This is a genomic window from Umezawaea tangerina (assembly GCF_003002815.1).
GTDB lineage: Bacteria > Actinomycetota > Actinomycetes > Mycobacteriales > Pseudonocardiaceae > Umezawaea > Umezawaea tangerina.
The window spans coordinates 220527-246135 of record NZ_PVTF01000004.1 but is presented as its reverse complement, the minus strand read 5'-3'; the positions used below and the strand labels follow the sequence as shown (position 1 = coordinate 246135).

At 72.6% G+C, this 25609-nt stretch carries 18 protein-coding genes; 13 read left to right on the top strand and 5 right to left on the bottom strand.

Annotation, left to right across the window (positions count from 1 at the left end; all coding sequences use genetic code 11):
* Window positions 1–109 precede the first annotated feature (109 nt).
* From CLV43_RS15140 to CLV43_RS15120, 5 genes are all read left to right on the top strand, one after another.
* Window positions 110–3016 carry an AfsR/SARP family transcriptional regulator gene (locus tag CLV43_RS15140; protein WP_106187801.1) on the top strand — a complete coding sequence of 969 codons (2907 nt, stop codon included), beginning with the start codon at window positions 110–112 and terminating at the stop codon, window positions 3014–3016.
* 134 nt (window positions 3017–3150) lie between these two features.
* Window positions 3151–5529 (top strand): chitinase C-terminal domain-containing protein, encoded by a 2379-nt coding sequence (locus CLV43_RS15135; protein WP_106187800.1) that lies wholly within the window; start codon window positions 3151–3153, stop codon window positions 5527–5529.
* Window positions 5530–5693: 164 nt separating this feature from the next.
* Window positions 5694–5888 carry a hypothetical protein gene (locus CLV43_RS15130; protein ID WP_106187799.1) on the top strand — a complete coding sequence of 65 codons (195 nt, stop codon included), beginning with the start codon at window positions 5694–5696 and terminating at the stop codon, window positions 5886–5888.
* 11 nt (window positions 5889–5899) lie between these two features.
* Window positions 5900–8911 (top strand): helix-turn-helix transcriptional regulator, encoded by a 3012-nt coding sequence (locus tag CLV43_RS15125; protein ID WP_106187798.1) that lies wholly within the window; start codon window positions 5900–5902, stop codon window positions 8909–8911.
* Window positions 8912–8975: 64 nt separating this feature from the next.
* Window positions 8976–9731, top strand: a complete 756-nt coding sequence (locus tag CLV43_RS15120) for an AAA family ATPase (protein WP_106187797.1) — start codon at window positions 8976–8978, stop codon at window positions 9729–9731.
* 48 nt (window positions 9732–9779) lie between these two features.
* Here CLV43_RS15120 and CLV43_RS15115 read toward each other — a convergent pair whose 3' ends face one another.
* On the bottom strand, window positions 9780–10646 hold the full coding sequence (locus CLV43_RS15115; protein ID WP_106187796.1) for an AraC family transcriptional regulator: 867 nt from the start codon (window positions 10644–10646) through the stop codon (window positions 9780–9782).
* 217 nt (window positions 10647–10863) lie between these two features.
* Here CLV43_RS15115 and CLV43_RS15110 point away from each other — a divergent pair, with 217 nt between their 5' ends.
* The 5 genes from CLV43_RS15110 (at window position 10864) to CLV43_RS15090 (ending at window position 17699) form a co-directional block, all read left to right on the top strand.
* Complete coding sequence (locus CLV43_RS15110) at window positions 10864–11625, top strand: ABC transporter ATP-binding protein (RefSeq protein ID WP_106187795.1); 762 nt, start codon at window positions 10864–10866, stop codon at window positions 11623–11625.
* On the top strand, window positions 11625–14147 hold the full coding sequence (locus tag CLV43_RS15105; RefSeq protein ID WP_106188246.1) for an ABC transporter permease: 2523 nt from the start codon (window positions 11625–11627) through the stop codon (window positions 14145–14147). Before CLV43_RS15110 ends, CLV43_RS15105 begins: the two co-directional genes overlap by 1 nt.
* A gap of 501 nt (window positions 14148–14648) precedes the next feature.
* On the top strand, window positions 14649–15932 hold the full coding sequence (locus CLV43_RS15100; protein ID WP_106187794.1) for an extracellular solute-binding protein: 1284 nt from the start codon (window positions 14649–14651) through the stop codon (window positions 15930–15932).
* Window positions 15929–16252 carry a hypothetical protein gene (locus CLV43_RS15095; protein WP_106187793.1) on the top strand — a complete coding sequence of 108 codons (324 nt, stop codon included), beginning with the start codon at window positions 15929–15931 and terminating at the stop codon, window positions 16250–16252. Before CLV43_RS15100 ends, CLV43_RS15095 begins: the two co-directional genes overlap by 4 nt.
* A 4-nt stretch (window positions 16253–16256) precedes the next feature.
* Window positions 16257–17699, top strand: a complete 1443-nt coding sequence (locus CLV43_RS15090; RefSeq protein WP_106187792.1) for a GH1 family beta-glucosidase — start codon at window positions 16257–16259, stop codon at window positions 17697–17699.
* 324 nt (window positions 17700–18023) lie between these two features.
* On the opposite strand, the gene CLV43_RS15085 is transcribed toward CLV43_RS15090, so the two are convergent.
* Both CLV43_RS15085 and CLV43_RS15080 read right to left on the bottom strand, forming a co-directional pair.
* The gene (locus CLV43_RS15085) at window positions 18024–19055 is read right to left on the bottom strand and encodes a LacI family DNA-binding transcriptional regulator (RefSeq protein WP_106188245.1); all 1032 of its coding nucleotides are present in this window, start codon (window positions 19053–19055) and stop codon (window positions 18024–18026) included.
* An 82-nt stretch (window positions 19056–19137) separates the two neighbouring features.
* The gene (locus CLV43_RS15080; RefSeq protein WP_106187791.1) at window positions 19138–20241 is read right to left on the bottom strand and encodes a GNAT family N-acetyltransferase; all 1104 of its coding nucleotides are present in this window, start codon (window positions 20239–20241) and stop codon (window positions 19138–19140) included.
* 128 nt (window positions 20242–20369) lie between these two features.
* Here CLV43_RS15080 and CLV43_RS15075 point away from each other — a divergent pair, with 128 nt between their 5' ends.
* Window positions 20370–20789: a hypothetical protein gene (locus CLV43_RS15075; protein WP_106187790.1), complete on the top strand. Its 420-nt coding sequence runs from the start codon at window positions 20370–20372 to the stop codon at window positions 20787–20789.
* Window positions 20790–21134: 345 nt separating this feature from the next.
* Here CLV43_RS15075 and CLV43_RS15070 read toward each other — a convergent pair whose 3' ends face one another.
* On the bottom strand, window positions 21135–21560 hold the full coding sequence (locus CLV43_RS15070; RefSeq protein ID WP_146174771.1) for a hypothetical protein: 426 nt from the start codon (window positions 21558–21560) through the stop codon (window positions 21135–21137).
* Between the two features lie 127 nt (window positions 21561–21687).
* Between CLV43_RS15070 and CLV43_RS15065 the strand changes: the two genes are divergently transcribed.
* Both CLV43_RS15065 and CLV43_RS15060 read left to right on the top strand, forming a co-directional pair.
* On the top strand, window positions 21688–22263 hold the full coding sequence (locus CLV43_RS15065) for a DM13 domain-containing protein (protein ID WP_106187788.1): 576 nt from the start codon (window positions 21688–21690) through the stop codon (window positions 22261–22263).
* A gap of 232 nt (window positions 22264–22495) precedes the next feature.
* A complete protein-coding gene (locus CLV43_RS15060; protein ID WP_106187787.1) occupies window positions 22496–23491 on the top strand; it encodes an AraC family transcriptional regulator in 996 nt (331 codons plus the stop codon).
* A 54-nt stretch (window positions 23492–23545) separates the two neighbouring features.
* On the opposite strand, the gene CLV43_RS15055 is transcribed toward CLV43_RS15060, so the two are convergent.
* Complete coding sequence (locus CLV43_RS15055) at window positions 23546–25609, bottom strand: 3-hydroxyacyl-CoA dehydrogenase NAD-binding domain-containing protein (RefSeq protein WP_106187786.1); 2064 nt, start codon at window positions 25607–25609, stop codon at window positions 23546–23548.

Genomic DNA, 25609 nt, shown 5'->3' with positions numbered 1-25609 from the left:
AACCTCCCCCACCGGGTTTCGCCCTGTGTGGTTGGTCGGACACGCTTAGCGTAAGAATGCGGCTACAGCGCGACTGGAGCCGGACTGAAGTGATCTCTAGGCTCAAGGCGTGGGGCACAGCACTTCGGCAAAGGACACGTCGGTGGCGCAGGACATCCCCGAGTCCCTCAGGTTCGAGGTACTCGGTCTGCTCCGGGTCCTCCGCACCGGTCACGAGGTCGACCTCGGTGCGGCCAAGCAGCGCGCCGTCCTCGCCGTGCTGCTGCTCAACCGCAACATCCCGGTGACCCGCGACCACATCATCAACGCCGTCTGGGGCGACGCCGTGCCGAGCAGCGCGGTGAACCTCGTGCAGACCTACGTGGCCGGGCTGCGGCGCGCGCTGGAGCCCCGGCGCGCCAGGCGCGCGCCCGCGGAGCTGCTGACGTCGGTCGGCGACGGCTACCTGCTGCGGGTCGAGCGCGACGCGCTGGACCTGGACGTGTTCGAGACCGGAGTGACGACCGCGACCCGGCTGCGCGCCGCGGGCGACCTCGCAGGCGCGGCCCGCGTGCTGGAGGACGGGCTGGCGCTGTGGCGGGCCGAACCCCTGGGCGGTGTCGCCGGGCTGTTCGCCGAGGTCGAGCGCGGCAGGCTGGTGGAACGCCGGTTCGCCGTCCTGGAGGAGCGCGCCGAGCTGCGGCTCTCGCTCGGCCAGGGCGCGGACCTGGTCGGCCAGCTCACCTCGCTGGTCGGCGACCAGCCGCTGCGCGAACGCGCCCACGGGCTGCTGATGCGCGCGCTGTGCCAGGCCGACCGGCAGGCCGAGGCGCTGGCCGTCTACCGCGAGGCGCGGCGGGTGCTGATCGACGAGCTGGGCGTGGAGCCCGGCCCCGAGCTGCGCCGCGTGCAGATGGCCGTGCTGGCCGGGGAGGACCCGGAGCCGAGCAGGCAGGACGCGCCGGTGGTGGCCGCCGCCGCGCCGCCCGCCCCGGTCCGGCCGACCGTGCCCGCCCAGCTGCCGCGCGCGCCCGTCGCGCTGATCGGCCGCGACGCCGAGCTGCGCCGGATGGACGAGCTGCTGGCCGCGGACCCCGACGGCGGGCTGCTGCTCGTGGTCAGCGGCCCGGCCGGGGTCGGCAAGACCGCGCTCGCGCTGCACTGGGCGCACCGGGTGCGCGACGACTTCCCCGACGGGCAGCTCTACGTCGACCTGCACGGCTACGACCCGAACCAGGACCCGCTGGACGCGGGCGAGGTGCTCAACCGGTTCCTGCGCACGCTCGGCGTGCAGCCCGGCGACGCGCCGGTGACCGTCGAGGAGCGCTCGGCGCTGTTCCGGACCCTGGTGGCGGACCGGCGGATGCTCGTGATGCTGGACAACGTGCTGGGCTCGACCGAACTGCTGCCGCTGCTGCCGGGGTCCTCCTCCTGCGTGGTGGTCACCAGCCGCAGGCGACTGGTGGGGCTCGTCGCGCACGCCGAGGCGCGGCTGGTGGAGCTGGACATGCTCACCGTGGACGCCGCCGTCGAGGTGCTGGGCCGGGTCGCCGGGCGCGGGCCGAGCACCGAGGTGGACGCCCTGCGCAGGCTCGCCGAGCTGTGCGACGGGCTGCCGCTCGCGCTGCGCATCGCCGCCGCCCGGCTCGCCGTGTCCCCGACGCTGCGGGTGGCGGACTTCGTGGCGGAGCTGGACGACGAGCACGGCAGGCTCGCCGCGCTCGGCCTGGAGGACGGCGAGGGCCCGGTGCGGGTCGCGCTGGACGCCTCCCGCCGCGCGCTGCCCCCGCTGGCCGCCCGGCTGCTCGCGCTGCTGGGCCTGCACCCCGGCCCGCACGTGACCAAGTTCGTGGCCGCCGCACTGGCGCGGGTCGACGCGGGCCAGGCGCAGCGGGCGCTGGACGCGCTGGCGGCGGCGAACCTGCTGTCGGCGGGCGAACCCGGCCGCTACGGCGCACACGACCTCGTCCGGGTCTACACCAGGACGCTGGCCGGGGAGCTGCTGGCCGACGAGCGGCGCGAGGCCGTGGGCCGGATGCTCGACTACTACCTGCACTGCGCCGACCTCGCCGACGGCCTGCTGCCGATCGGCCGCGGCAGCGTGCGGATCGAGCTGCGGCACCGGCCGACCGAGGTGCCGAGCCTGACCGACGCGACCGAGGCGCTCACCTGGCTGGAGACCGAGGAGGCGAACCTGCTGGCCGTGGCGGACCTGGCCGCGGCGAGCTCGGAGCCGGTCTTCGACCGCGAGTGGCTCGTGCACGCCTGGCAGCTCGCGTACACGCTGTCGCGGTTCTTCTGGCTGCGCACCGACCACGAGACCTGGTTGCGGGTCACCGAGTCCGGGCTGCGCGCGGCCGCGGAGCTCGGCGAGTCGAAGGCGAAGTTCGTGATGCTGTTCAACCTCGGCACGGCGCTGCTCCGGCTGCGCCGCCAGGACGAGGCGCTGCAACGGCACCAGGAGGCGCTCGACGTGGCACGGGCCGCGGGCGACCTCGACCAGCAGGCGCGCGCGTTGACGACGGTCGCGGACACGTTGCAGGACTTCAAGCGGATGGACGAGTCGGAGGCGCACTACCGGGAGGCGATCGAGGTCAGCAGGGCCGCCGGGTCGCGGTGGACCGAGGCCAACGCCCACCACAACCTCGGGCTGCTCCTGCTGGTCACCGGGCGCGGCACCGAGGCGCCGACCTGGCTGCGCGCGGCGCTGGGCATGTACCGCGAGGTCGGCGAGCAGTGCGGCGAGTCGATCTGCCACTCGGACCTGTCGGCCGCGCTGCTGGCCCAGGACCGGTTCGAGGAGGCGGCGGCCAGCGCGCGGTCCGCGCTGTCGTTGGCGACCGAGGCCGCGAGCCCCTACCACCAGGCCCTCGCGCACGACCAGCTCGCCACCGTGTTCGACCGCCAGGGCGCGGCGGGCGCGGTGTCGCACTGGCAGCGGGCGCTCGCCCTGTTCACCGACCTGGACGCGCCCGAGGCCGACCAGGTCAGGGCGCGGCTGGCGCGGACCCGGACCACGTCGCACACCGCGGTGTGACGATTGGTCTATACCTATTGACACGGACCGCCCGATCTCCTTACGTTCTGGTCAACCGTCACGGGTGAGCCGTGACACATCCCTGCTCTCGACATCACCTGCCAACGGCCGCCGCCAGGTGCAGGAGGTCTGCCTTGCCCAGGAACAGAAGACTCCTCCCCGCGCTGGCGTCGCTCGCCACGCTGGCCGGACTCCTGATCGCCGTGGCCAACCCGACCGCGTCACTCGCGGCGGGCAACGAGGACTGCCGTCCCGACGGCCTGTACAAGACGCCCGGCGTCGACGTCCCCTACTGCTCGGTCTACGACACCTCTGGCCGGGAGGTGCTGGACGCCAACCACTCCCGACGCGTGATCGGGTACTTCAGCAGCTGGCGCACCGGCAAGGACGGGTCGCCCGCGTACCTGCCGAAGGACATCCCGTGGGACAAGGTCACGCACCTCAACTACGCCTTCGCGCACATCGACAACCAGAACAGGATCTCCGTCGGAGATCCGGGCGCGACCAACGCCTCGACCGGCATGGAGTGGCCAGGTGTCGCGGGCGCCGAGATGGACACGTCGCTGTCCTACAAGGGGCACTTCAACCAGCTGACGAAGTTCAAGAAGCAGAACCCGAAGGTCAAGACGCTGATCTCCATCGGCGGCTGGGCCGAGACCGGCGGCTACCTCAAGGCCGACGGCACCCGTGACGCCAACGGCGGTTTCTACAAGCTGGGCCAGGACCAGGCCGCGATCGACACGTTCGCCGACTCGGTCGTGACGTTCCTGCGCACCTACGGCTTCAACGGCGCGGACATCGACTACGAGTACCCGACGTCGAACAACAACGCGGGCAACCCGGACGACTTCGCGCTCGCCAACGCCAACCGCGGCACGCTGTGGGCGGGCTACGAGCGGATCATGAAGACGCTGCGCGAGAAGCTGGACCGGGCGAGCGCGGCCGACGGCAAGCACTACCTGCTGACCGCCGCCGTCCCCGCGTCGGGCTGGCTGCTGCGCGGCATGGAGGCCTTCCAGGTCACCAGGTACCTGGACTACCTCAACGTCATGAGCTACGACCTGCACGGCTCGTGGAACCACTTCGTCGGCCCGAACGCCGCCCTCTACGACAACGGCAAGGACGGCGAGCTCGCCGCGGGCGGTGTCTACACGGCCCCGCAGTACGAGGGCATCGGCTACCTGAACACCGACTGGGCCTACCACTACTTCCGCGGCGCCATGCAGGCCGGGCGGATCAACATGGGCCTGCCGTTCTACACCCGCGGCTGGCAGGGCGTCACCGGCGGCGTCAACGGGCTCGGCGGCACGGCGGCGCTGCCGGACCAGTCGAAGTGCCCGGCGGGCACCGGCGGCAGCGTCGGGTCCACCACCCCGTGCGGCAACGGCGCGATCGGCATCGACAACCTGTGGCACGACAGCACCGCGGGCAACGCCGAGGTGCCGTCGGGGGTGAACCCCATGTGGCACGCCATGAACCTGCAGAACGGCATCACGCCGGACTACCTGGCCGCCTACGGCCTCACGCCCGCCACCGACCCGACCGACCGGATCAGCGGCGCCTACACCCGCAACTACGACACCACGCTCGTCTCGCCGTGGCTGTGGAACGACAGCAAGAAGGTGTTCCTGTCCACTGAGGACGAGACCTCGGTGGCCGCGAAGGCGAAGTACATCGCCGACAAGGGCATCGGCGGCGTCATGATCTGGGAGCTCGCGGGCGATTACAAGTACGACTCGGTGAAGAAGCAGTACACCATGGGCGACACGCTCCTCACCAAGATCAACGACGGGCTGCGCGGCGCCGCGCCGTACGGCAACCTCAAGGCGTCCACGGCGACCCCGGCCGACGTCCTGGACGTCTCGGCCACCGTCGGCGGGTTCGCGTTGGGGGACAACAACTACCCGATCACGCCGAAGCTGAAGGTCACCAACAACTCGACGCTCACCGTCCCCGGTGGCGCGAAGATCGAGTTCGACTACGGCACCAGCGCGCCGGGCAGCATGTCCGACCAGTCCGGCTTCGGCCTCCAGGTGGTCGCCAAGGGCCACACCGGGTCCAACGTCGGCGGCCTGCGCGGCGACTTCCAGCACGTGTCGGTGACCATGCCGACGTGGCAGTCGCTCGCACCGGGCGCCAGCGTCGACATCACCATCAACTACCAGCTGCCGATCTCGTCGCCGTCGAACTTCCGCTTCACGTTCGGCGGCAAGACCTACGCGATCGCGTCGGACCACCCGCGCGGCGGCGGCGGCGGCAACCCGCCGACCAGCACCACGACCACGACGACGACCACGACCACCACGACCACGACGACGACCACCACGACGACGACCACCACGACCACCCCGCCGACCTGCGCGGTGGCGGCGTGGGACCGGACCAAGGTCTACGTCGGCACGAACGCGGTGTCGTGGAAGGGCCGCAAGTGGACGGCGCAGTGGTGGACGACGGGCGAGGAGCCCGGCACCACCGGTGAGTGGGGCGTCTGGCGCGACAGCGGCGCCTGCTGACCGCGCAAGGGGTAAGGGGAGCGGCACGTCCGGGCGTCCGGGCGTGCCGCTTCGCCGTTCGGGGGTAAGGGATTCGCGGGGCGGGGCACGTGAACCTCCGATGCCGGGCCAGGGGCCTTACGGCGACTCTCAGTGTCACCGGGAAGACGACACAAGGAGTTCCGATGAGCCTCGAATGGACCCCCGAAGCGATCAAGGCGGAGATCGACTACCGGCAGCGCTCCATGCTGGCCGACGCCGAGCACGTCCGCGCCGCGCGCCGCGGCCTGCCCGAGCACCAGTCCTGGTGGGCCAGGCTGGCGCGCCGCGCCGGGCCCACCGCGCCCGAGGGGCGGAAAGTCCAGGGCAGCGCCGCCTGAGGTGTGCGAACATGCCACCCGTGGCACGTCTCGGATCCGGCATCCCCCTGGTGGCCCGCGGTCGGGAGATGGCCCGGCTGCGGGCCGCGCTCGCCCAGGCGTCGGGCGGTGCGGCCACGGCGGTGCTGCTCGCCGGTGACGCCGGGGTCGGCAAGACCCGCGTGGTCGAGGAGCTGGCCACCGCGGACCCCGACGCCCTGGTGCTGACCGGCCGGTGCCTCGACGTGGGCGAGATCGGCATCCCCTACCTCCCGTTCGCCGAGGTGCTCGGCCGGGTGCGGGACCAGGGGCTGCTCGACATCGCGGGCAGGCCCGCGCTCGCGCGGCTGCTGCCGGAGCTGGGCCTCCCGACCGGGGGCGACGACGGCCGGGAGAGCTCCAACCAGCCGCCGCTGTTCCCGACGGGCAGGCGCTCGGAGCAGGACGTCGGCCAGCTCCAGCTGTTCGACGCCGTGCACGGTCTGCTCGGCGACCTGGCCGAGCGGCGCACCGTCCTGCTGGTCCTGGAGGACCTGCACTGGGCCGACGCGTCGACCCGCTACCTGCTGTCGTTCCTGCTGTCCCGGCTGCGCTCCCAGCGCCTGCTGATCGTCGGCACCTACCGCTCCGACGACCTGCACCGCGCCCACCCGCTGCGCCCGCTGCTGACCGAGCTGCTCCGGCTGCCCGCCGTCGAGCGCGTCGCGCTGGGCCCGTTCGACGCCGACGACTCGCGCGCGTTCGTGGACGCGCTGGCCGACGAGCTGCCCGAGGACGTCGTCCGCGAGGTCGCCGCCCGCTCGGAGGGCAACCCGTTCTTCGCCGAGGAGCTGCTCGCCGCCGCCACCTGCCTGCCCAGCGGCGGTGTCCCGTCCGCGCTGGCCGACGTGCTGCTGACCCGCATCGAACGCCTCGCGCCCGGCACCCAGCACGTGGTGCGGGTGGCGTCGGTCGGCGGCCGCCGGGTGAGCCACGACCGGCTGCGCACCGTCGCGGGCCTGGACGACGTGGCGCTGGACGAGGCGCTGCGCGAGGCCGTGCAGCACCACGTGCTGCTGGTCGGCGAGGGCGACGAGATCTACGTGTTCCGGCACGCCCTGCTGCGCGAGGCCGTGTACGGGGACCTGCTGCCCGGCGAACGCGTCCGGCTGCACGCCGCCTACGCCCGCTACCTCACCGGCCGCACCGACCGCGGCACCGCCGCCGGGCTGGCCTACCACGCCATGGAGAGCCACGACCTGCCGCGCGCGCTGGCCGCGTCGGTGGACGCCGGGCAGGAGGCGCACCGCACCGGCGCGCCCGCCGAGGCGCTGCGGCACTTCGAGCAGGCGCTCAAGCTGTGGGACGCGGTCGCGGAGGACCAGCGGCCCGCCGACGTCACCGAGCTGGTGCTGCTCAGCCGCGCGTCCTGGTCGGCGGGCACGGCGGGCCAGCCCGAACGCGCGCTCGCGTTCGCCCGCTCCTCCGCCCGCGCGGCCGACCCGGCCGACCCCGAGGCCGCCGCGGAGACGTGGCGGCGGGTCGCCCAGGCCTCGCAGGGCCTCGACGGGCACGACCGCGAGATGCACGAGGCGATCCAACGGGCGTGGGAGCTGGTCCAGGACCGCCCGGCCAGCCCGTCGCGCGCGTGGGTGCTGGCCGTGTCGGCGTCCTGCCTGCGCTACGCCAGGAGCTTCGCCCTGGCCCGTGAACGGGCCGAGATGGCCGTGCGCGACGGCCGCGCGTCGGAGTGCGCGGGCGCGGTGGCGGACGCGCTGGCCACGTTGGGGCTGCTGGACGACAGCGGCAACCGCACCGAGTCGGCGCGCGAGCACCTCACCGAGGCGATCGACTGCGCGGTCGAGGCCGACGCGGTCAACACCGAGCTGCGCGCCCGCTACTTCCTCGGCCTGCACCACTACGACCGCGGCGAGCTCACCGACGCCCTGCTGGTGTTCGACGAGGCCGCGGACCGCGCCAAGGCCAAGGGCATGACGTGGAGCGGTTTCGGGCTGGAGGTGCGGGTGCTGCGCGCCCTCGCGCTCTACCACCTCGGCCGCTGGGACGAGAGCGCCGCCATCGCCGAACCGCCCGGTCTGGCCGTCTCCAACACCGTCCTGGCCAGGCTCGCCGCCGCGGGCACCCACGTCGCCGTCAGCCGCGGCCACTTCGACCAGGCCGAACGCCTGATCACCGAGCTGCGCAAGGACTGGCACCGCGACCTGCAGATCGCCCTCATCACCGGCGGCACCGGCGCCGAGCTGGCCCAGTGGCGCGGCAAGCCGGAGCAGGCCGTCGACCGGGTCGCCGACACCGTGGAGTGGACCCGCAGGCTCGCGGCCGAAGGCCAGGAGGGCGAATGGCTGCTGGCGGGCATCCGCCTCGGCGCCCTCGGCATCGCCGCCCACGCCGACCTCGCCGCCCGCGCCCGCAGGCGCCGGGACAAGGCCGGGGAGATCTCGGCCGTCACCGGCGGCGGCGACCTGGCCGGGTACGCCCGCGCCACCGCCGTCAACGGCCTGCCCCGCACCGGTGTCCTCGGCCCGGAAGGCCGCGCCTGGCTGGCCCGCGCCGAGGCCGAGGAGAGCAGGCTCACCGGTCCCGGCGACCCGGAGCTGTGGAGCCGGGCCGTGGCGGAGTTCGGCTACGGCGCCGTCTCCGAGCAGGCCTACTGCCGTTGGCGGCTGGCCGAGGCCCTGCTGGGCGCCGACCGCCGTGACGAGGCCGTGGAGCACCTGCGCGCCGCCACCGACTTCGCCCGCGCCGTCGGTGCCAAGCCCCTGCTCGACGCCGTCGCGCAGACCGCCCGCCGGGCCCGCGTCACCCTCCGCCCGGACGAGGCCGAACCGCGCGACCACGTGGACCCGTTCACCCCGCGGGAACGGTCGGTGCTCGCGCTGGTCGCGTTGGGCCGCACCAACCGCGAGGTGGGCGAGGAGCTGTACATCAGCGAGAAGACGGTCAGCGTCCACCTCACCCGCATCATGGCCAAGCTCGGCGCGGGCCGCCGCGCCGAAGCCGTGGCCATCGCCTACGACCGGGGCCTGCTGGAACAGCCCGGCTGAGCGCACCGGTGGCAGAGTGGGTGGCCGTCCCCTGTGGAACCCCCCGAGCCGAGGAGCCCCGCCGGTGCCCCCACGACGACCCCGCCGAGGACCCGGCCACTTCGTGCGGCACGTGCGCGTCGAGGAGCGGTCGGACACCGGCCGCTACCCGTACACGCTGCCCGCGGTCCGGGCGCTCGGCGAGCACGGGCTCGACCTGGCCGCGGGCGTCACGTTCCTGGTGGGGGAGAACGGGAGCGGCAAGTCCACGCTGGTCGAGGCGATGGCCGTGGCGTGCGGCTTCAACCCGGAGGGCGGCAGCCAGAACTTCAGGTTCGCCACCCGCGCCTCGGAGTCCTCGCTGGGCGACCGGCTGGTGCTGTCGTGGTCCGGTCGCAAGCCGAGGACCGGGTTCTTCCTGCGGGCGGAGTCCTACTACAACGTCGCGACCGAGATCGAACGCCTCGGCCTCGTGCCCTCCTACGGCGGGCGGTCCCCGCACGAGCGCTCGCACGGGGAGTCGTTCATCGACCTGGTGAACCACCGGTTCGGCCCGGAGGGCCTGTACCTCCTGGACGAGCCGGAGGCGGCGCTGTCGGTGCGCGGGTGCATGGCCGTCCTGGCGCGCCTTGCCGAGCTGGCGGACCAGAGCTGCCAGGTCGTCGTGGCCACGCACTCCCCGGTCCTGCTCGCCCTGCCCGGCGCCACGATCCTGGAGGTCGAGGACGACGGCACGATCGCGCCCACCTCCTACGACGACGCCCTGCCCGTCCGGCTGACGCGCGGCTTCCTGGCCGACCCGCGGGCCTACCTGCGCCACCTGCTCGCCGACGGCGACTGACCCGGTGCGGCGGTCGGTCCCCGGCCGGGGACCGACCGCCGCACCGCGCTAGGAGGTGGTGCGCTCCACCGGGATCCACAGCGCGGCGTCGGCCGTGGCACCGCCTTCCGCCAGCTTCGCGCTGAGCAACGACGGCCCCGGCACGCTGCGGTACGGGTTGGACGGGAACCACTGCGTGTAGACGTCCCGCCACACGTACTGGAGCACCTTCGGGAACTCGCCCGAGCTCTCGAACACCGCCCACGTCCCGGCGTCCACGTCCAGCGAGTCCAAGCCCTCGGGCACGTCCGCGCCGGACGCGACGGCGTAGTAGAAGTCCAGCTCGGTGCCCTCCTCGAAGCCCTCGTCCACGTTGACGCTGACGTTGAGCACGCCGGCGGGCTCCTGGTCCGACAGCGCCTCGATCCGCGCCCGCTCCCGCGGGTCGAGCCCCTTGACGAACTCGACGATCGCCGGGTTCATCCCCTCGTGCACGAGCGGCACCCGCTCCTTGCGGCCGACCACCCTGAACGCTTCCTTCTCCACGATCCGGTACCGCATGCTGCTGCTCCCTTCGACGACGAGGCGGAAGGACATCCGGGGCTGGGACCGCAGGGCCGCACCGGTCCTGCGCGCCTCACCCGGCCCGACGCCGTGCACCGCGCGGAACGCCCTGGCGAAGGCCTCGCCCGAGCCGTAGCCGTACCGCACGGCGATGTCGAGCAGCGTCTCCTCGCCCGCCAGCACCTCGGCGCCCGCGAGGGTGAGCCGCCTGCGCCGGATGTACTCCGACAGCGGCACGCCCGCCAGCGCGGAGAACAGCCGCCGCAGGTGGTACTCCGACGTCAGCGCGATCCGCGCCAGGTCGGCCACCTCGATCGGCTGGTCGAGGTTGCGCTCGACGTGCTCCATGGCCTGGTTCAGCCGTTCCAGCACTCCGGCCTCCCTTCCTCGACACCAATGCTGCGGCCCGCCCACCCTGCCCGACCCGACAGTTCGTGCCCGCCCCGGTCGGGTTGTGCGACCACGGGAGGACTCCGGGTCATCCTCCGGGCTGAGTCCGGTGTGCGCGTCGGGAGTGATGTCCGCGCACACCGCCCCTTCGTAGATTTCCCCCTGTCAGCGAGACGGAAGAGTGGAAATGGGGCAGAGCATGTCTGCAGTGGCGTCCGAGACGAGCCGGGTGGGCACGCAAGCCGCCGTCGCCGCCAACGGCCTGGTGAAGGTCTACGGCAAGGGCGACACCGCGGTGCGGGCGCTGGGCGGGGTCAGCGTGGAGTTCCAGGCGGGCAGGTTCACCGCGATCATGGGGCCGTCCGGGTCCGGCAAGTCCACCCTGATGCACTGCCTCGCGGGCCTGGACAGCTCCGACGGCGGGTCCGTCCACATCGGAGGGACCGAGATCACCGGCCTGAACGACAAGGACCTGACGAAGCTGCGCCGCGACCGCGTCGGGTTCGTCTTCCAGGCGTTCAACCTGCTGCCCACGCTGTCCGCGGAGCAGAACATCCTGCTGGGCCTCGAGCTCGCGGGCCGCAAGGCCGACAAGCAGTGGTTCGACACCATCGTCGACGTGCTCGGCCTGCGCGACCGGTTGAAGCACAAGCCCTCCGAGCTCTCCGGCGGCCAGCAGCAGCGCGTGGCCTGCGCCCGCGCCCTGGTCGCCCGCCCGGACGTGGTGTTCGCCGACGAGCCCACCGGCAACCTGGACTCGCGCTCGGGCGCCGAGGTCCTCGACTTCCTGCGGATGTCCGTGCGCAAGCTCGGCCAGACCGTGATCATGGTGACGCACGACCCGGTGGCCGCGTCCTACGCGGACCGCGTCGTCCTGCTCGCCGACGGCCACCTCGCGGGCGAGATCCAGAACCCGACCGCCGACTCGGTGCTGTCCGCGCTCAAGCACCTGGGGGCGTGATGCTGCGCACGATCATCGCGGGCGTCCGGGCCCGCACCGCGCGGCTGCTGCTGTCCTCGGTCGCGATCATGCTCGGCGTCGCCTTCGTCACCGGCACGCTCGTGCTCGGCGACGGCATCACCGAGGGCATGAGGGACGAGTTCGCCAAGAGCGCCCGCGGTGTCGACCTGTCGATGTCGACCACCGGCGAGGGACCGCAGGCCGAGACCGGCATCAGCCAGGCCACCCTCGACAAGGTCCGGAGCACCCCCGGCGTGCAGGGCGCGGACCTGCGCACGGTCGTCGGCGCGGCGATGCTCACCCAGTCGGGCAAGGCGAAGCCCGCCACCGTCGGGCCGCTCGCGTCCACTCCGGAGCTGCGCGAGTACGACCTGAAGGAGGGGCGCTACCCCACCTCGCCCACCGAGGCCGCGGTCGACGTCCGCACGCTGGCCACGGCCAAGGTGTCGATCGGCCAGCAGATCACCCTGCTGGACAAGCAGGACGGCAAGCACCCGTTCACCATCGTCGGCACGTTCGCCCAGGGCGCCAACTCGATGTCGCTCGCGGGCAGCGAGCACTTCGTGGTGCTGCCGGAGGTGATGTCCGGGCTCACCGACGAGCTGCACGCCTACGGGCTGGTCGCCAAGGCCGCGCCGGGCGTGACCCAGGAACAGCTCGTCGCCGACGTCAAGAAGGCCGTCGGCGAGCAGGGCTACACCTTCCGGACCGGTGAGCAGCTCACCACCGAGACGCTCGCGCAGATCAGCAGCCGGTCGAGCGAGATGACCCAGGTGCTGCTGGTGTTCGCGCTGATCGCGCTCGTGGTCGCGGCCATGGTCATCTACAACACGTTCACCATCCTGGTCGCCCAGCGCACCAGGGAGCTGGCCCTGATGAGGTGCGTCGGCGCGAGCCGCGGCCAGGTGTTCGGCAGCGTGATGGCCGAGGCCTTCGTGATGGGCCTGTTCGCGTCCGTCATCGGCCTGCTCGGCGGGCTGGGGGTGTCGGCGCTGATGCAGGTCGTGATCGGCGCGGTGTCCGACGACAACATCGTCGTCCGCCTCCCGCTGGCCCCCACGACGGTCCTCGCCGCGTTCGCCGTCGGGGTGCTGATCACCGTGGTCGCGGCGTTCCTGCCCGCCCACAAGGCGACGAAGGTCGCCCCGATCGCGGCGCTGCGCGCCCAGCTCGACAGCCACGAGGAGGTGGCCAGGACCAGCAAGGTGCGGATCGCGTTCGCGCTGCTCCTGGGCCTGGCGGGGGTCGGTGTGGTCGCCTTCGGCATGAACCTGGACGAGGAGCAGGCCCTGCTGGTCACCGGCACCGGCACGATGCTGCTGCTCGCCATGGTCGTGACGCTCGGCCCGGTGCTGGTCGGCCCGGTCAACCGGGTGCTGGGCGTGCTGCCGCGGGCGCTGTTCGGCGTCCCGGCGAAGCTCGCGTCCGGCAACGCGGGCCGCAACCCCAAGCGCACCGCCGCCACGACCGCCGCCCTGATGATCGGCGTCACCATCGTCAGCCTGGTCACCGTCGTCGCCACCAGCGCGAAGGAGACCGCGAACGCCGAGGTCGACAGCCGCTTCCCGGCCGACTACACGGTCACCTCCTCGGTCGGCAGCCGGACGCTGCCGCAGGGCATGGCCGCGCAGCTGGCCGCGGTCCCCGAGGTCGCCAAGGTCGCCCCGGTGGCGGCGTTCGGCGTGCCCGGCCCGGCCGACGGCGGCGCCTACCTGATGGCGACCACCCCGGAGATGATCGGCGACCTGGTGAAGCCGAAGGCCACCTCCGGCGCCATCACCGGGCTCAAGAGCGGCGACGTGGCCGTCAACAGCAGGTTCGCCGAGCGCAGCGGCCTGGCCGTGGGCAGCACCCTGACCCTGGGCGCCGACGCCACCAAGCGGGACCTGAAGGTCGTCGCGGTCGTCGAGGGCCTGGACGCCTCCGGGCTGGTCACCCTGGACACCCTCAGGGCGTTCAAGCCCGCGGACGACGGCTTCGACAGCATCATGGTGAAGCTGAGGGACGGGGTCACCGCCGAGGCGGGCCGCACGGCCGTCGAGAAGGTCACCGACCCGTCGCCGATCGCCGTCATCGACAGCGCCGCCGAGACGAAGGCCCAGCTCAACACCCAGGTCGACCAGGTGCTGGCGTTCATCTGGGCGCTCATCGGGCTGGCCGTCGTCATCGCACTGTTCGGCATCGCCAACACCCTCACGCTCTCGGTGCTGGAGCGCACCAGGGAGTCGGCCCTGCTCAGGGCGCTCGGCCTCACCAAGGGCCAGCTGCGCCTGATGCTGGTGGTCGAGTCGGTCCTGATGGCGGTCATGGGCGCCGCGATCGGCCTGGTCCTCGGCATCGGCTTCGGCGGGCTCCTGGTGAAGGGCATGTCCTCGGACAGCTTCCCCATCGCGTTCGCGGTGCCCTACGGGCAGATCGCCGTGATGCTCCTCGCCGCCGTCGTCGCCGCGATGGTCGCCGCCGCCATGCCCGCCAGGCGGGCCGGTCGCACCTCGGTCGTGGCCGGGATGGCCGAGGCCTGACCCGACCGCCGCGGCCTCCGTCGGGGAAGGGCGCGGCGGTCTCCCGGCGAGCCGGTGTCCACGACTCCAGGGTCGTGGACACCGGCTCGTCCGCGTCCACGGTGGACGCGGGTCCCGGTCCACCGCGGTGTTCGAGCGGACCGACCGGTCCACGACTTCGGGAAAATCCGCGTCCGGGCGTCACATCCGGCCCGTGGCCACCTCTAACCAGGTGCGTGGTTGGCCCGTGCGAGGGCCGGGCCAACCACGCCTCTTGCCCTGTTGGGCCGTTCGGCGCACAGTTCACCTTGGTTTCACCCGTATTGGTGCTGCCGTCGCCACGTCGTGCTGCTGTGATCTTGAGCAGCGCCATGTCCTTCGGGCGGTGGCGGACGAACGCGGTCAGAAGGTTACGGATACATGTCGGCAGAGAGGCTCCGGCTTGACTTCGGAGATCGTCCGGTCGACTGTGAGAGCGCTCTCATCGCGGCGGGAAGCGCGACGGGCGCGCAAGGAGGACGGATGAGCAACACCCTGGTCGGTCGTGCGGCGGTGGCGATCGCGGTCGCCGTGGCGGCCACGGGCGTCGTGGCGTGCGGGGGAGGTGCCAGCGGTGCGGACGGCGGCAGGACCAAGCTGTCCATCGGCGTCTTCTCCGACTTCGGGTACGACAGCCTGATCAAGGAGTACCAGTCCGCGCACCCCGACATCGAGATCGAGCAGCGCAAGGTCAAGATGGAGCAGCACCACGCGCAGCTCGCCACCCAGCTCGCCGGTGGTCGCGGCGCGGCCGACGTCGTCGCCATCGAAGAGGGCAACGTCGCCCAGTTCCGCCAGTCCAAGGACAAGTTCGTGAACCTCGCGGACTACGGCGCCAAGGACCTCAAGGACCAGTGGACGCCGTGGAAGTGGAACCAGGGCACCACCGACGACGGGAACTTCGTCCTGGGCCTCGGCACGGACATGGGCAGCCTCGCGCTGTGCTACCGCCGCGACCTGTTCGAGGCCGCCGGGCTGCCCGTCGACCGCGTCGAGGTCGGCAAGCTGTGGCCGACCTGGGAGGACTACGTGGCGACCGCGCAGGCCTTCACCGAGAAGACGCCGGACGTGAAGTTCGTCGACACCGCGCTGAACGTCTACAAGGCGATCCTCGACCAGACCGAGGAGGGCTACTTCGCCAAGGCGGACGACTCCTACATCGGCGGCACCAACCAGAAGGTGGCCGACGGCTTCCGGCTCGCCGCCGTCCTCGGCGAGAAGAGGCAGACCAGCGCGCTGCCGCCGTTCAGCCAGGAGTGGAACGCCGGGCTGAAGCGGGCCGCCTTCGCCACGACCACCTGCCCCGCCTGGGCGCTCGCGCTGATCAAGGCCGGTGCGGGCGACGATGCCGCGGGCAAGTGGGACGTCGCCGACGCGCCGGGCGGCGGCGGCAACTGGGGCGGCTCGTTCCTGGCCGTGCCCAAGCAGGGCGCCCACCCCAAGGAGGCCTACGAGCTGGCGAAGTGGCTGACCGCGCCCGAGCAGCAGAAGAGGATCTTCAAGGAGACCGGCAACCTGCCCAGTGAACCGGTGGCCTACAAGGACCCCGAGGTCACCGCGACGGTGAACGGGTACTTCAACTCCGCGCCGGTCGGCGAGATCTTCGCCGCCTCGGCCGAGAGCCTGCAGCCCGCCTACCGCGGCACCAAGGACTCCAAGGTCACCCCGGTGTTCAGCAACGCCCTGTCCAGGGTGGAACAGGGCAAGCAGGCCACCTCCGACGCGTTCGCCCAGGCGTTGCAGGAAGCGCAGGACGCCGCCAAGTGACGCGCGGGAACCCGGTGGCGGAGCGGGGCCGTGGCCCCGCCCGACGTCGACCGGGTTCCCGACCGGCGGCGCGGGCCGTCGCCCGCGTCGGCGCGAGGAAGAACTGGGAAGAGGCCGTCCCGTCACCGCTGCCGGGTGGTCACCCCGTCGAGGGCACCACGGGTCCGCGGACCCCGCCGGTGCCCCTCGGCGGTCACTGCTCCGACTACCCGCCCATGCTCGCGGGCGCGCCGTCCGCGGTGCCGCCCGCCGTCGCGAACCGCACCCCGTCGTCCCGCCGGATCGCCGGCCGGGACGTGCCGGGTGCCGTGAAGGGATGACCTGATGACCACCACAGACTCCGACAGCCGGGTCGGGCCCGCCTCCGCCGCACAGGCGCTGGAGTTCCCGCCGGACTTCCTCTGGGGCGCGGCCACCGCGGCGTTCCAGATCGAGGGGTCCACCACCGCGGACGGTCGCGGGCCGTCCATCTGGGACACCTTCGCCGCCACGCCCGGCAAGGTCCTCGCGGGCGACAACGGCGACCCCGCCTGCGACCACTACAACCGCTACGCCGAGGACGTCGAGCTGATGACCTCGCTCGGCCTGGCCGCCTACCGGTTCTCCGTGGCCTGGTCCCGGATCCTGCCGCGGGGCGCGGGCGCCGTGGAGCCGCGCGGTCTCGCGTTCTACGACCGGCTCGTGGACGAGCTGCTGGCCAAGGACGTGCGGCCCGTCGCCACCCTCTACCACTGGGACCTGCCGCAGGCGCTGGAGGACGAGGGCGGGTGGCGCAACCGCGACACCGCCTACCGGTTCGCCGAGTACGCCGAGCTCGTGCACGCCCGCCTCGGCGACCGGGTCCAGCTGTGGAGCACCCTCAACGAGCCGTGGTGCTCCGCGTTCCTCGGTCACCACAACGGCATCCACGCGCCCGGCCTCACGGACTCCCAGGCGTCCCTGGAGGCCATGCACCACCTCCTCCTGGGCCACGGCCTCGCCGTGGAGGCCATGCGCGCGCAGGCGCCGGAGGACCACCGGTTCTCGCTCGTCCTGAACTTCACCACGGCGTGGGCCGACAACGACGACAGCGCGTCGAGGGACGTCGTCCGCAAGGTCGACGGCCTGCACAACCGGATCTTCCTGGACCCGGTGCTCGGCCGCGGCTACCCGGCCGACGTCGTCGAGGACGTCGCCTGGGTCGGCGACTGGCAGCGGGTGGTCCGCGACGGCGACATGGACGTCATCGCCACGCCGATCGACTGGCTCGGCGTGAACTACTACAGCCCAACCCGCGTCGCGCCCGCCGCGGACCCCGCCCACGTCACCGAGGGCCCGTTCCCCGGTCTGCGCGGCGCCGAGCTGCTGGACCCGCGCGGCGAGCTGACCAGCTTCGGCTGGGAGCAAAGCGCGGACGCGTTCGCGGAGCTGCTGCTCACCCTCGGGCGCACGGTCGGCGACCTGCCCATCGTGGTCACCGAGAACGGGTCGGCGTTCCACGACGAGGTCGACGAGCTGGGCCGCGTCGACGACCCGCGGCGGGTCGCGTACCTGCTCGACCACCTGCGGGCGGTGCACACGGCCATCTCGGCGGGCGTCGACGTCCGCGGGTACCTGGCCTGGTCGCTGCTCGACAACTTCGAGTGGGCCGAGGGGTACAGCCAGCGGTTCGGGCTGGTGCGGGTGGACTACGACACGCAGGTGCGGACGGTGAAGCGCAGCGGGGCGACGCTGGCGCGGATCATCGGCCGCAACTCGGTTCCGGCCACCGGGTACGAGGTGGCGTAGAGGTGGCGAGGGGCCCGCGCCCGGATCGCGCGCGGGTCCCTCGTCTTGGGGCGGCGGTCCCGCCTTCCGGACGAATGCCCTCCGGACGACCGGAGCACGAACCCGGACCCCGAACTGAACCGGTTCAGCGTTGTCGGGGCGGATAAGCGACCAGAGTTCCACCGCGTGAGTGGGCCCCCGTTTTCGACCTTGCTCGGAGGGGCCGACAAACACGGTTCGTGACTGCTTTATTCGCAAAATCCCCGGAAAGAGCGGCTGGTTATCCTCGAAAAACACATCGGGTGACAAAAGCGTCCCCGAACGAGGTATCAAGTCGACCGGTCATCAGGTCGACTGACGACGCACCAGAATCGTCGGCAGCACCTCGCGGCGGGCCCGCACAGGCTCGTCGCGCAGCAGCCGCAGCAGGTGCGCCACCATGTGCGCGACCTGCTCGTTGGCGTCCTGCTTGATCGTCGTCAGCGGCGGCTCGGTGTGCGGGGCGATCAGCGGGTGGTCGTCGAACCCGACCACGGCCACGTCCTCCGGCACCCGCCTGCCCGCCTCGCGCAGCGCGTCGAGCGCGCCCGCGGCCATCAGGTCGCTGGCCACGAACACCGCGTCGAGGTCCGGCACCCGCTTGAGCAGGGCGGCCATGGCGAGCTTGCCGCCGTCGCGGTTGAAGTTGCCGCTCTCGGTCATCAGCTCCGTCATCGCCTCGTCGGCGCCGACGGCGGTGCGCCAGCCCTCGACCCGGTCGATCGAGGAGAACTCGTCGACGGTGCCGGTGACGCTGACGATCCTCTTGCGGCCCAACGACATCAGGTGCTCGGTCGCCAGCACGCTGCCGCCGATGTTGTCGTTGTCGACCAGGTGCAGACCGCGCAGCGGACCCCACGGGCGGCCCGCGTAGACGACCGGGAGGGGCAGCTTGCGGGCGATGGACGGGAGCTGGTCGCCCTTGTGCGGCGCGAACAGCAGGGCGCCGTCCACGTGACCGCCCGCGAGGAACCGCTCGGCGCGCGCCTGGTCGTCGGGCGAGTGCACGAGCATGAGCACCATCTGCACGTCCGCGGAGGACAGCGCCCGCGCGGCGGCGCGGATCAGCTGACCGAAGTGCGGGTCGTCGAAGATCTTGGGCTCGGGCTCGGAGAACACGACCGCGACGGCGTCCGTGCGCCTGGTGACGAGCGAGCGCGCGGCGTGGTTCGGCGTGTACCCGAGCTCCAGCACGGCCGCCGTCACCGCTTCGTGCGCCTCGGGGCTGACCCTCGGCGACGAGTTGAGCACGCGGGAGGCCGTCGCCCTCGAGACGCCCGCCCGTTCGGCGACGTCCTCCAGGGTCGGGCGCGCCGCGCGCTGCGGTTGGACGGACACGGGCACCACTCCTCGGCGGTCGGCGAACCGGCTCAGCTTAGCCGGGTGGCCCGTCCACGGGAGCGCTCCCACAGGGTCTGGGTCAGCGTGTTCCCGCGATCCGGGCGCGCGGCGCGGCGCTCGGCGTGCGCAGCGGCGCGGGCGTCGGCGTGATCGACACCCTGAGCAGTCCGTCCTCCGTGCGCACCGCGGTCTCCAGGCCCGCGCGGGCCGCCGTGCGCACCAGCCCCGTCTCCGACGGCAGGCACCACGCGACCAGCTCGCGGTAGCCCGCGGCCCGCGCGGTGTCGGCCAGCCGACCCAGCAGCGCCGTGCCGACACCCCGGTGCTGCCAGTCGTCCTCGACGAGCAGGGAGATCTCCGCGCTGTCCGGAGTGGACGTCCGGATCAGCTGCCCCAGCGCCACGACCCGGTCCGCGCACTGCGCGACGACGGTGCTGCCGCGCGGCGGGCTGAGCAGCCGGTGCAGCCACCGGCGCGGCAGGGTCCGCACGCCGGAGTGGTAGCGGGTGAACAGGGTGCCCGCCGAGCACCTGGCGTGCAGGTCCGCCACGGCGTCCTCGTCCTCCGCGCCGCCGGGCCGCAGCACCAGCGCCATGCCGTCCGAGCTGAGCACCGCGGTCGGCTGCGGGGTGGGCGTGCCGGACTCGCTGAGCAGGTCGATCAACGCCGCCGCCCTGGCCAGCTCGACCTGGGTGAACGGCGACCAGCCGCGCCGGGCGACCACCACCGTGCCCTCGCGGGTCAGCAGCCGCGCGTGGTGGCCGGGCCTGTCGTCGTCCGGGTCGCCCTCGCCGCCCGCGGGCAGCACCACGACGGAGTCCGCGGCCAGCACGGCGCGCAGGGCGTCGCACACGCTGCCGGGGTCGCGCACCGCGTTGCCCGCCGCGCGCAGGGCCGCCGTCGGCGCGTCGACCAGGTCGCGCACGTCGGCGTTGGTGATGCCGACGCACCGGCCGCCCTCGGCCCGGATCGCCTCGACCAGGTCCGCGGGCAGCAGCCCCGGCGCGACCTGCACGACGATCTCGTCGATCACCCCGCCGGGCACCGGGATCACGGCCAGCGCCAGCACGTTGCAGTCCCGTTCGGCGAGTCTGATGGTCACCCTGGCGAGCGCGCCGGGACTGTCGTCCAGCTGGACGCGAAGTCGCCAGGTCAGCGGTGTGGTCTTCCCGGTGGGCTCCATGCCCCCAGGGTCGCCGGCTCCTGTTGCCGATGGGGGACGGCGCTGTTTCGGCCGCGTGGACTTCCCGTCACGGCCCGCAGGTGGGCGGTGGGAGGGGGTTGAGAGGACTGCACGGCCAGCCCTTGGGGGTGCTGGTCGTCGTCACCGTCGTGGTCGGCTGCGTCGTGACGGGGGGTGGTTCCGCGGTCGTCGACGTCGGGTCCACTGGCGGTGGTGCCGCCGGAGGGGTCGTGGTGGTGGTCTTGGAGGTCGTCGTCGAGGAGGACGACGGCGTCGACGAGCTCGGGCCGCTCGACGACGAGACGGGTCTGGAGCTGTTGGTCGGCATGACGGTCGCCCAGTTCGCGCCGGTCTTCGGGGCCTCGCTCGTCTTGCCGCCCGACCCGTCGAGGAGGACACCCAACAGCACGCCCGCCAACGCCGACGCCGCGACCGCGGAACCGCACGCGGCCCAGAGCACCCGCACAGCCGTCTCCTTCACAGGTGTCGCGACAACAAGGTGGGGGAGAAGAGGATCGACCGAGACAGTACCGCTACTTCGGCATTAGCAGAATGCGTCGACCGGGCTCGATCCTGCCATTGCGCGGCGGCGGGAGTTCGCCGGTGCCCGGCGAACCGATCGATCTCTTTCGCCGCGGAATTCCGCACCGGTGCGCTGACCTTGCGGAATGGCTCCGCGGACACCTCGGGGCACTTGCCCGCGCGCTTGTGGAGCCTGTCGGGATGAACTTCCGGCGCACCTTCGGGGTCGGGACGGGCGACCCGCCGGGCCGGTGCACACGGTCGGGTGAAATGCCGGACGGCGGTCCGCTCGCGTGCCTGGTGGTGGCGGCGGCCCGGCCCGCGCGGCGGACGGCGACGTCGGCGGTCGGCCGGGTGGGCGCGCCGCGGGGTCAGCGGCGGTCGCGCAGCGCGTCGAGGTCGTGCTGGATCCGGGCCAGCCTGCGGTCGACGCTGCCGGTGCCCGCGATCCTGGCCAGCACCAGGCTCGCGCCGGACAGCCCGGCGACCAGCACCGCGCCGGTCATGTGCCACGTGGGCGCGTCGCCGGTGCAGCTGAACACGTCGGTAAACCGCTCGGTCGAGCAGGTCGCGAACGGCACGGCGGCCAGGCCGATGCTCGTCACGGCGACGCCGCCGAGCAGTGCCGAGCCGAACGTGCGCATGAGGTCGAACGCGGCGTTCGCGGTGCCCACCGCGGCGATCGCGAACAGCAGGGGCACGGGACTCGGGAACGGGCCGAGGGCGGCGCAGCCGAGCATGAGAGCCCCGACGACCGCCTGGCCGACGGCGGTGTCCCTGCTCGTTCGTGAAACCACCGGGCGACCCTAACCCGCGTCGGGGGCCCGCCGTCAGAACTTCGTAATGCCGGAACGGGACTCCGGGCGGTGTCCGGGGCGTCCCCTTTGTCGAAGATGGACGGACGACGGCGGAAGGCGGTGGGGCATGTCCCGGCGGGTGCTGGTGGGTGTGGTCGCGGTGGTGCTGGTGGTGGGGATCGGGGTCGGCCTCGCGCTGTTCCAGCCGTGGCGGCTGGTGACGACCCGGACGGCGGACGAGGCGCTGCTGGTGCCCACGTCGTCGGCGGGCGCGGTGGTCGTGCCGACCACGCCCTCGGCCGCCCCGGTGGCCCCGGCCCCCTCCTCGGCCGCGTCCTCGGTCCCGGCGGTCCCGGCGGGCCCGGTGGCGTTGGCGTCGGGTCCGTTCCGGTCGTTGGAGCACGCCACGACGGGGTCGGCGACGCTGGTGCGGCTGGCCGACGGCGGGCACGCGGTGCAGTTCGAGGGACTGGACACCAGCGACGGGCCGGACCTGTACGTGTACCTGTCGGACAAGCCGTCGGACTCCGCGGAGTCGGCGTTCGGCAGCGGGTTCACCAGCCTGGGCGAGCTCAAGGCCAACCAGGGCAACCAGGTGTACCCCGTTCCGGCCGACGCGGCGCTGGAGGACGTGCGCAGTGTCGTCATCTGGTGCAAGCGCTTCTCCGCCGGCTTCGCCGTAGCGCCCCTGGAACGAGCGTGACATCCGGGGGAAACATTCCGATTGGTCTGGGCCAGGCATAGCCTTTTCGCAGTATTGACGTATCTGGTCTAGACCACATAAAGTGGTGTGCGACACACCACGTCCCTTGTCGGTGGGCGAGCGGAAGCCCCATCGGCGAGGAGCCGGCTCACTGGGGTGAGCCACCGCGGACGGCGGTGCGGGCTCTCCCCGCGCCGCCGCCCGCGGTCACCCGGTGCCACACTGGTCGGTGATGCTCACCAGGACCATCGCGATCCACTACGTCCGGGCCGCCCTGCGCGGCGCGCTCCGCGGTGGGCACGACGTGTCCGGTGTCCTCGCCGCCGCGGGCGTCAGCGCGGCCCTGCTGGCCGACGACCGCGCCCGCGTCACCGCCGACCAGTACACCCTGCTCATCCAGGCGCTGTGGGACGAGCTGGACGACGAGGCCATGGGCTTCGCCGCCAAACCCAGCAAGCGCGGCACGTTCCAGACCATGTGCCTGCTCGCCGTGCACTGCCCCGACCTCGGGTCGGCGCTGCGCCGGGGGCTCGACTTCTACGACCTGCTCGACGCCCAGCCGACCGCCCGGCTGGTCGACGACGGGGGCGAGGTCCACCGGCTGGAGCTGGACCTGTCGGGGGCGGACGACCCGGACCACTTCCTGACGGAGTCGCTGCTGGTGCTGTGGCACCGGTTCTCGAGCTGGCTGGTGGGCAGGCGGATCCCGTTGCGGCGGGTGGACTTCACCTACCCGGAACCCGCGCACGGCGGCGAGTACCACCTGATCTTCGGCTGCCCCTTGGGGTTCGAGGCGTCCAGCACGTCGCTGTGGTTCGACTCGCGGTTCCTGCGGATGCCCGTGGTGCAGGACGAGGCGGCGTTGCGCCGCTACCTGCGCGGGTCGCCCGCGGAGCTGTTGTCCCGCAGGGACTACGGGGCGAACACGGCGAGCCTGGTGCGGCGGATCCTCGGCAACGGGATCAGCGGCGGGCTGCCGGAGGTGGCCTCCCGGCTCGGGGTGAGCGCGCCGACGCTGCGGCGCAAGCTCGCCACCGAGGGGACCTCGTTCCGGGAGGTCCGGGAGCAGCTGCTCCGCGACCAGGCGGTCGCGAGCCTCGTGCGCGGCGGCGAGTCCGTCGAGGAGCTGGCGATCCGCCTCGGGTTCTCGGAGGCCAGCGCGTTCCACCGGGCGTTCAAGCGCTGGACGGGCAGCAGCCCCGGCGCCTACCGGGCGGGCAGCTCCTGACCGTGCCGGAAAGGGCCCTCACCGCGCGGTGAGGGCCCTTTCCCGTGCTGCCGGTCAGAACTGCTCGTCGCGCGCCGCCCGCTCGCGCAGCGAGGCCGGTGGCCGGAAGCGCTCGCCGTAGGTGTCGGCGAGGTAGTCGGCGCGCTCGACGAACGCGGCCAGCCCGTAGGAGTTGGCGAACTGGAGCGTGCCGCCCGACCACGGGGCGAACCCGAAGCCGAAGATGCTGCCGATGTTGGCGTCGCGGGCGCTGGTGAGCACGCCCTCGTCGAGGCAGCGGATGGTCTCCAGCGACTGGACGAAGAGCAGGCGGTCGCGCACGTCCTGCTCGGAGACCCCGGCGTCGTCGCGGGTGTAGCGGGTGACCAGCTCGGGCCACAGGAACTTCTTGGCGCCCTCGGGGTACTCGTAGAAGCCCGCGCCGCCGGACTTGCCGGTGCGGCCGAGGCCGACCAGCTCCTCGATGACCCGGTACGCCGGGTGGTCGCCCAGCGGTGCCGCGTCCGGGTCGTCGGCGAGCGCCTGGTCGCGGATCTTGAGCTGGAGGGTGAGCGTGACCTCGTCGGAGACGGCGAGCGGGCCGACGGCCATGCCCGCCTTGCGGGCGACGTTCTCGACGAGCGCGGGCTTGACGCCCTCGGCGACCATGGTCACGGCCTCGGTGACGTAGGTGCCGAACGTGCGCGAGGTGTAGAAACCCCTGCTGTCGTTGACGACGATCGGGGTCTTGCCGATCTGCAGCACGTAGTCGAAGGCCTTGGCGAGGGTCTCGTCGGAGGTCTTCTCGCCGCGGATGATCTCGACCAGGCGCATCTTCTGCACGGGGGAGAAGAAGTGCAGGCCGATGAACTTCTCCGGGTCGGACACCGCGGTGGCCAGGCCGGTGATCGGGAGCGTGGAGGTGTTGGACGCGATCACGGCGTCGGGCAGGGCGGCGGACTCGGCGGCGGGCAGGACCTTGCCCTTGAGCTCGCGGTTCTCGAACACGGCCTCGATGATCAGGTCGCAGCCCGCGAGGTCGGCGTCGGAGTCGGTCGCGGTGATGCCGGGGACGCCGTTGGCGCCCTTCTCGGCGGCCTCGCGGGTCACGTCCTTCAGGACGACCTCGATGCCGGCCTTGGCGCTCACCTCGGCGATGCCCGCGCCCATCATGCCCGCGCCGAGCACGCCGACCTTGGTGGTCCTCGCGCGGTCCACACCGGACGGACGCGAGCCGCCGGCGTTGATCTCGTTGAGCTGGAACCAGAACGCGGTGATCATGTTCTTGGCGACCTGGCCGGAGGCCAGCTCCAGGAAGTACCGGCCCTCGATCTTCAGCGCGGTGTCGAAGTCGACCAGCGCGCCCTCGACGGCGGCGGCCATGATCTTCTCCTGCGCCGGGAACGCGCCGTGCGTCTTCTTGCGCAGCACGGCCGGTGCCGCGCCCAGCAGGGCGTAGACGTTCGGGTCGCCGACCCGCATGTCCTTGATCGTGAAGCCGGGCTTGTCCCACGGCTGCCGCGGCGCCGGGTTCGCGGCGATCCACGCCCGCGCCTTGGCGATCAGGTCGTCGCGGTCGGTGGCCAGCTCGTCGATGAAACCCGCCTGCAACGCCCGTGCGGGACGGAGCTGCCTGCCCTCCATCAGCAGCGGCAGCGCGGCCTGCAGACCCAGCAGCCGCACCATCCTGGTCACGCCGCCGCCACCGGGCAGCAGGCCCAGCGTGGCCTCGGGCAGCCCGAGCTTGATCTTGTCGTCGTCGACCACGACGCGGTGGTGGCACGCCAGGGCGATCTCCAGCCCACCGCCCAGCGCGGCGCCGTTGACCGCGGCGACGACCGGCTTGCCGAGCAGTTCGAGCCTGCGCAGCTGCGCCTTGACCCCGGTGACGCCCGACAGCGCCTCGTCGGCGTTGTCCGGCCGGACCTGGACCAGCACGTTGAGGTCGCCACCGGCGAAGAAGGTCTTCTTGGCCGAGGTGAGCACCACACCGGTGATCTCGTCGCGCTCGGCTTCGAGCCGATCGACGGCTCCGCCCATCGCTTCCGTGTACTCGGCGTTCATCACGTTCGCCGAGCCGGACATGTCCATCGTCAGCGTCACGACGCCCTCGGCGTCGCGCTCGTAGTGCACCGGCAT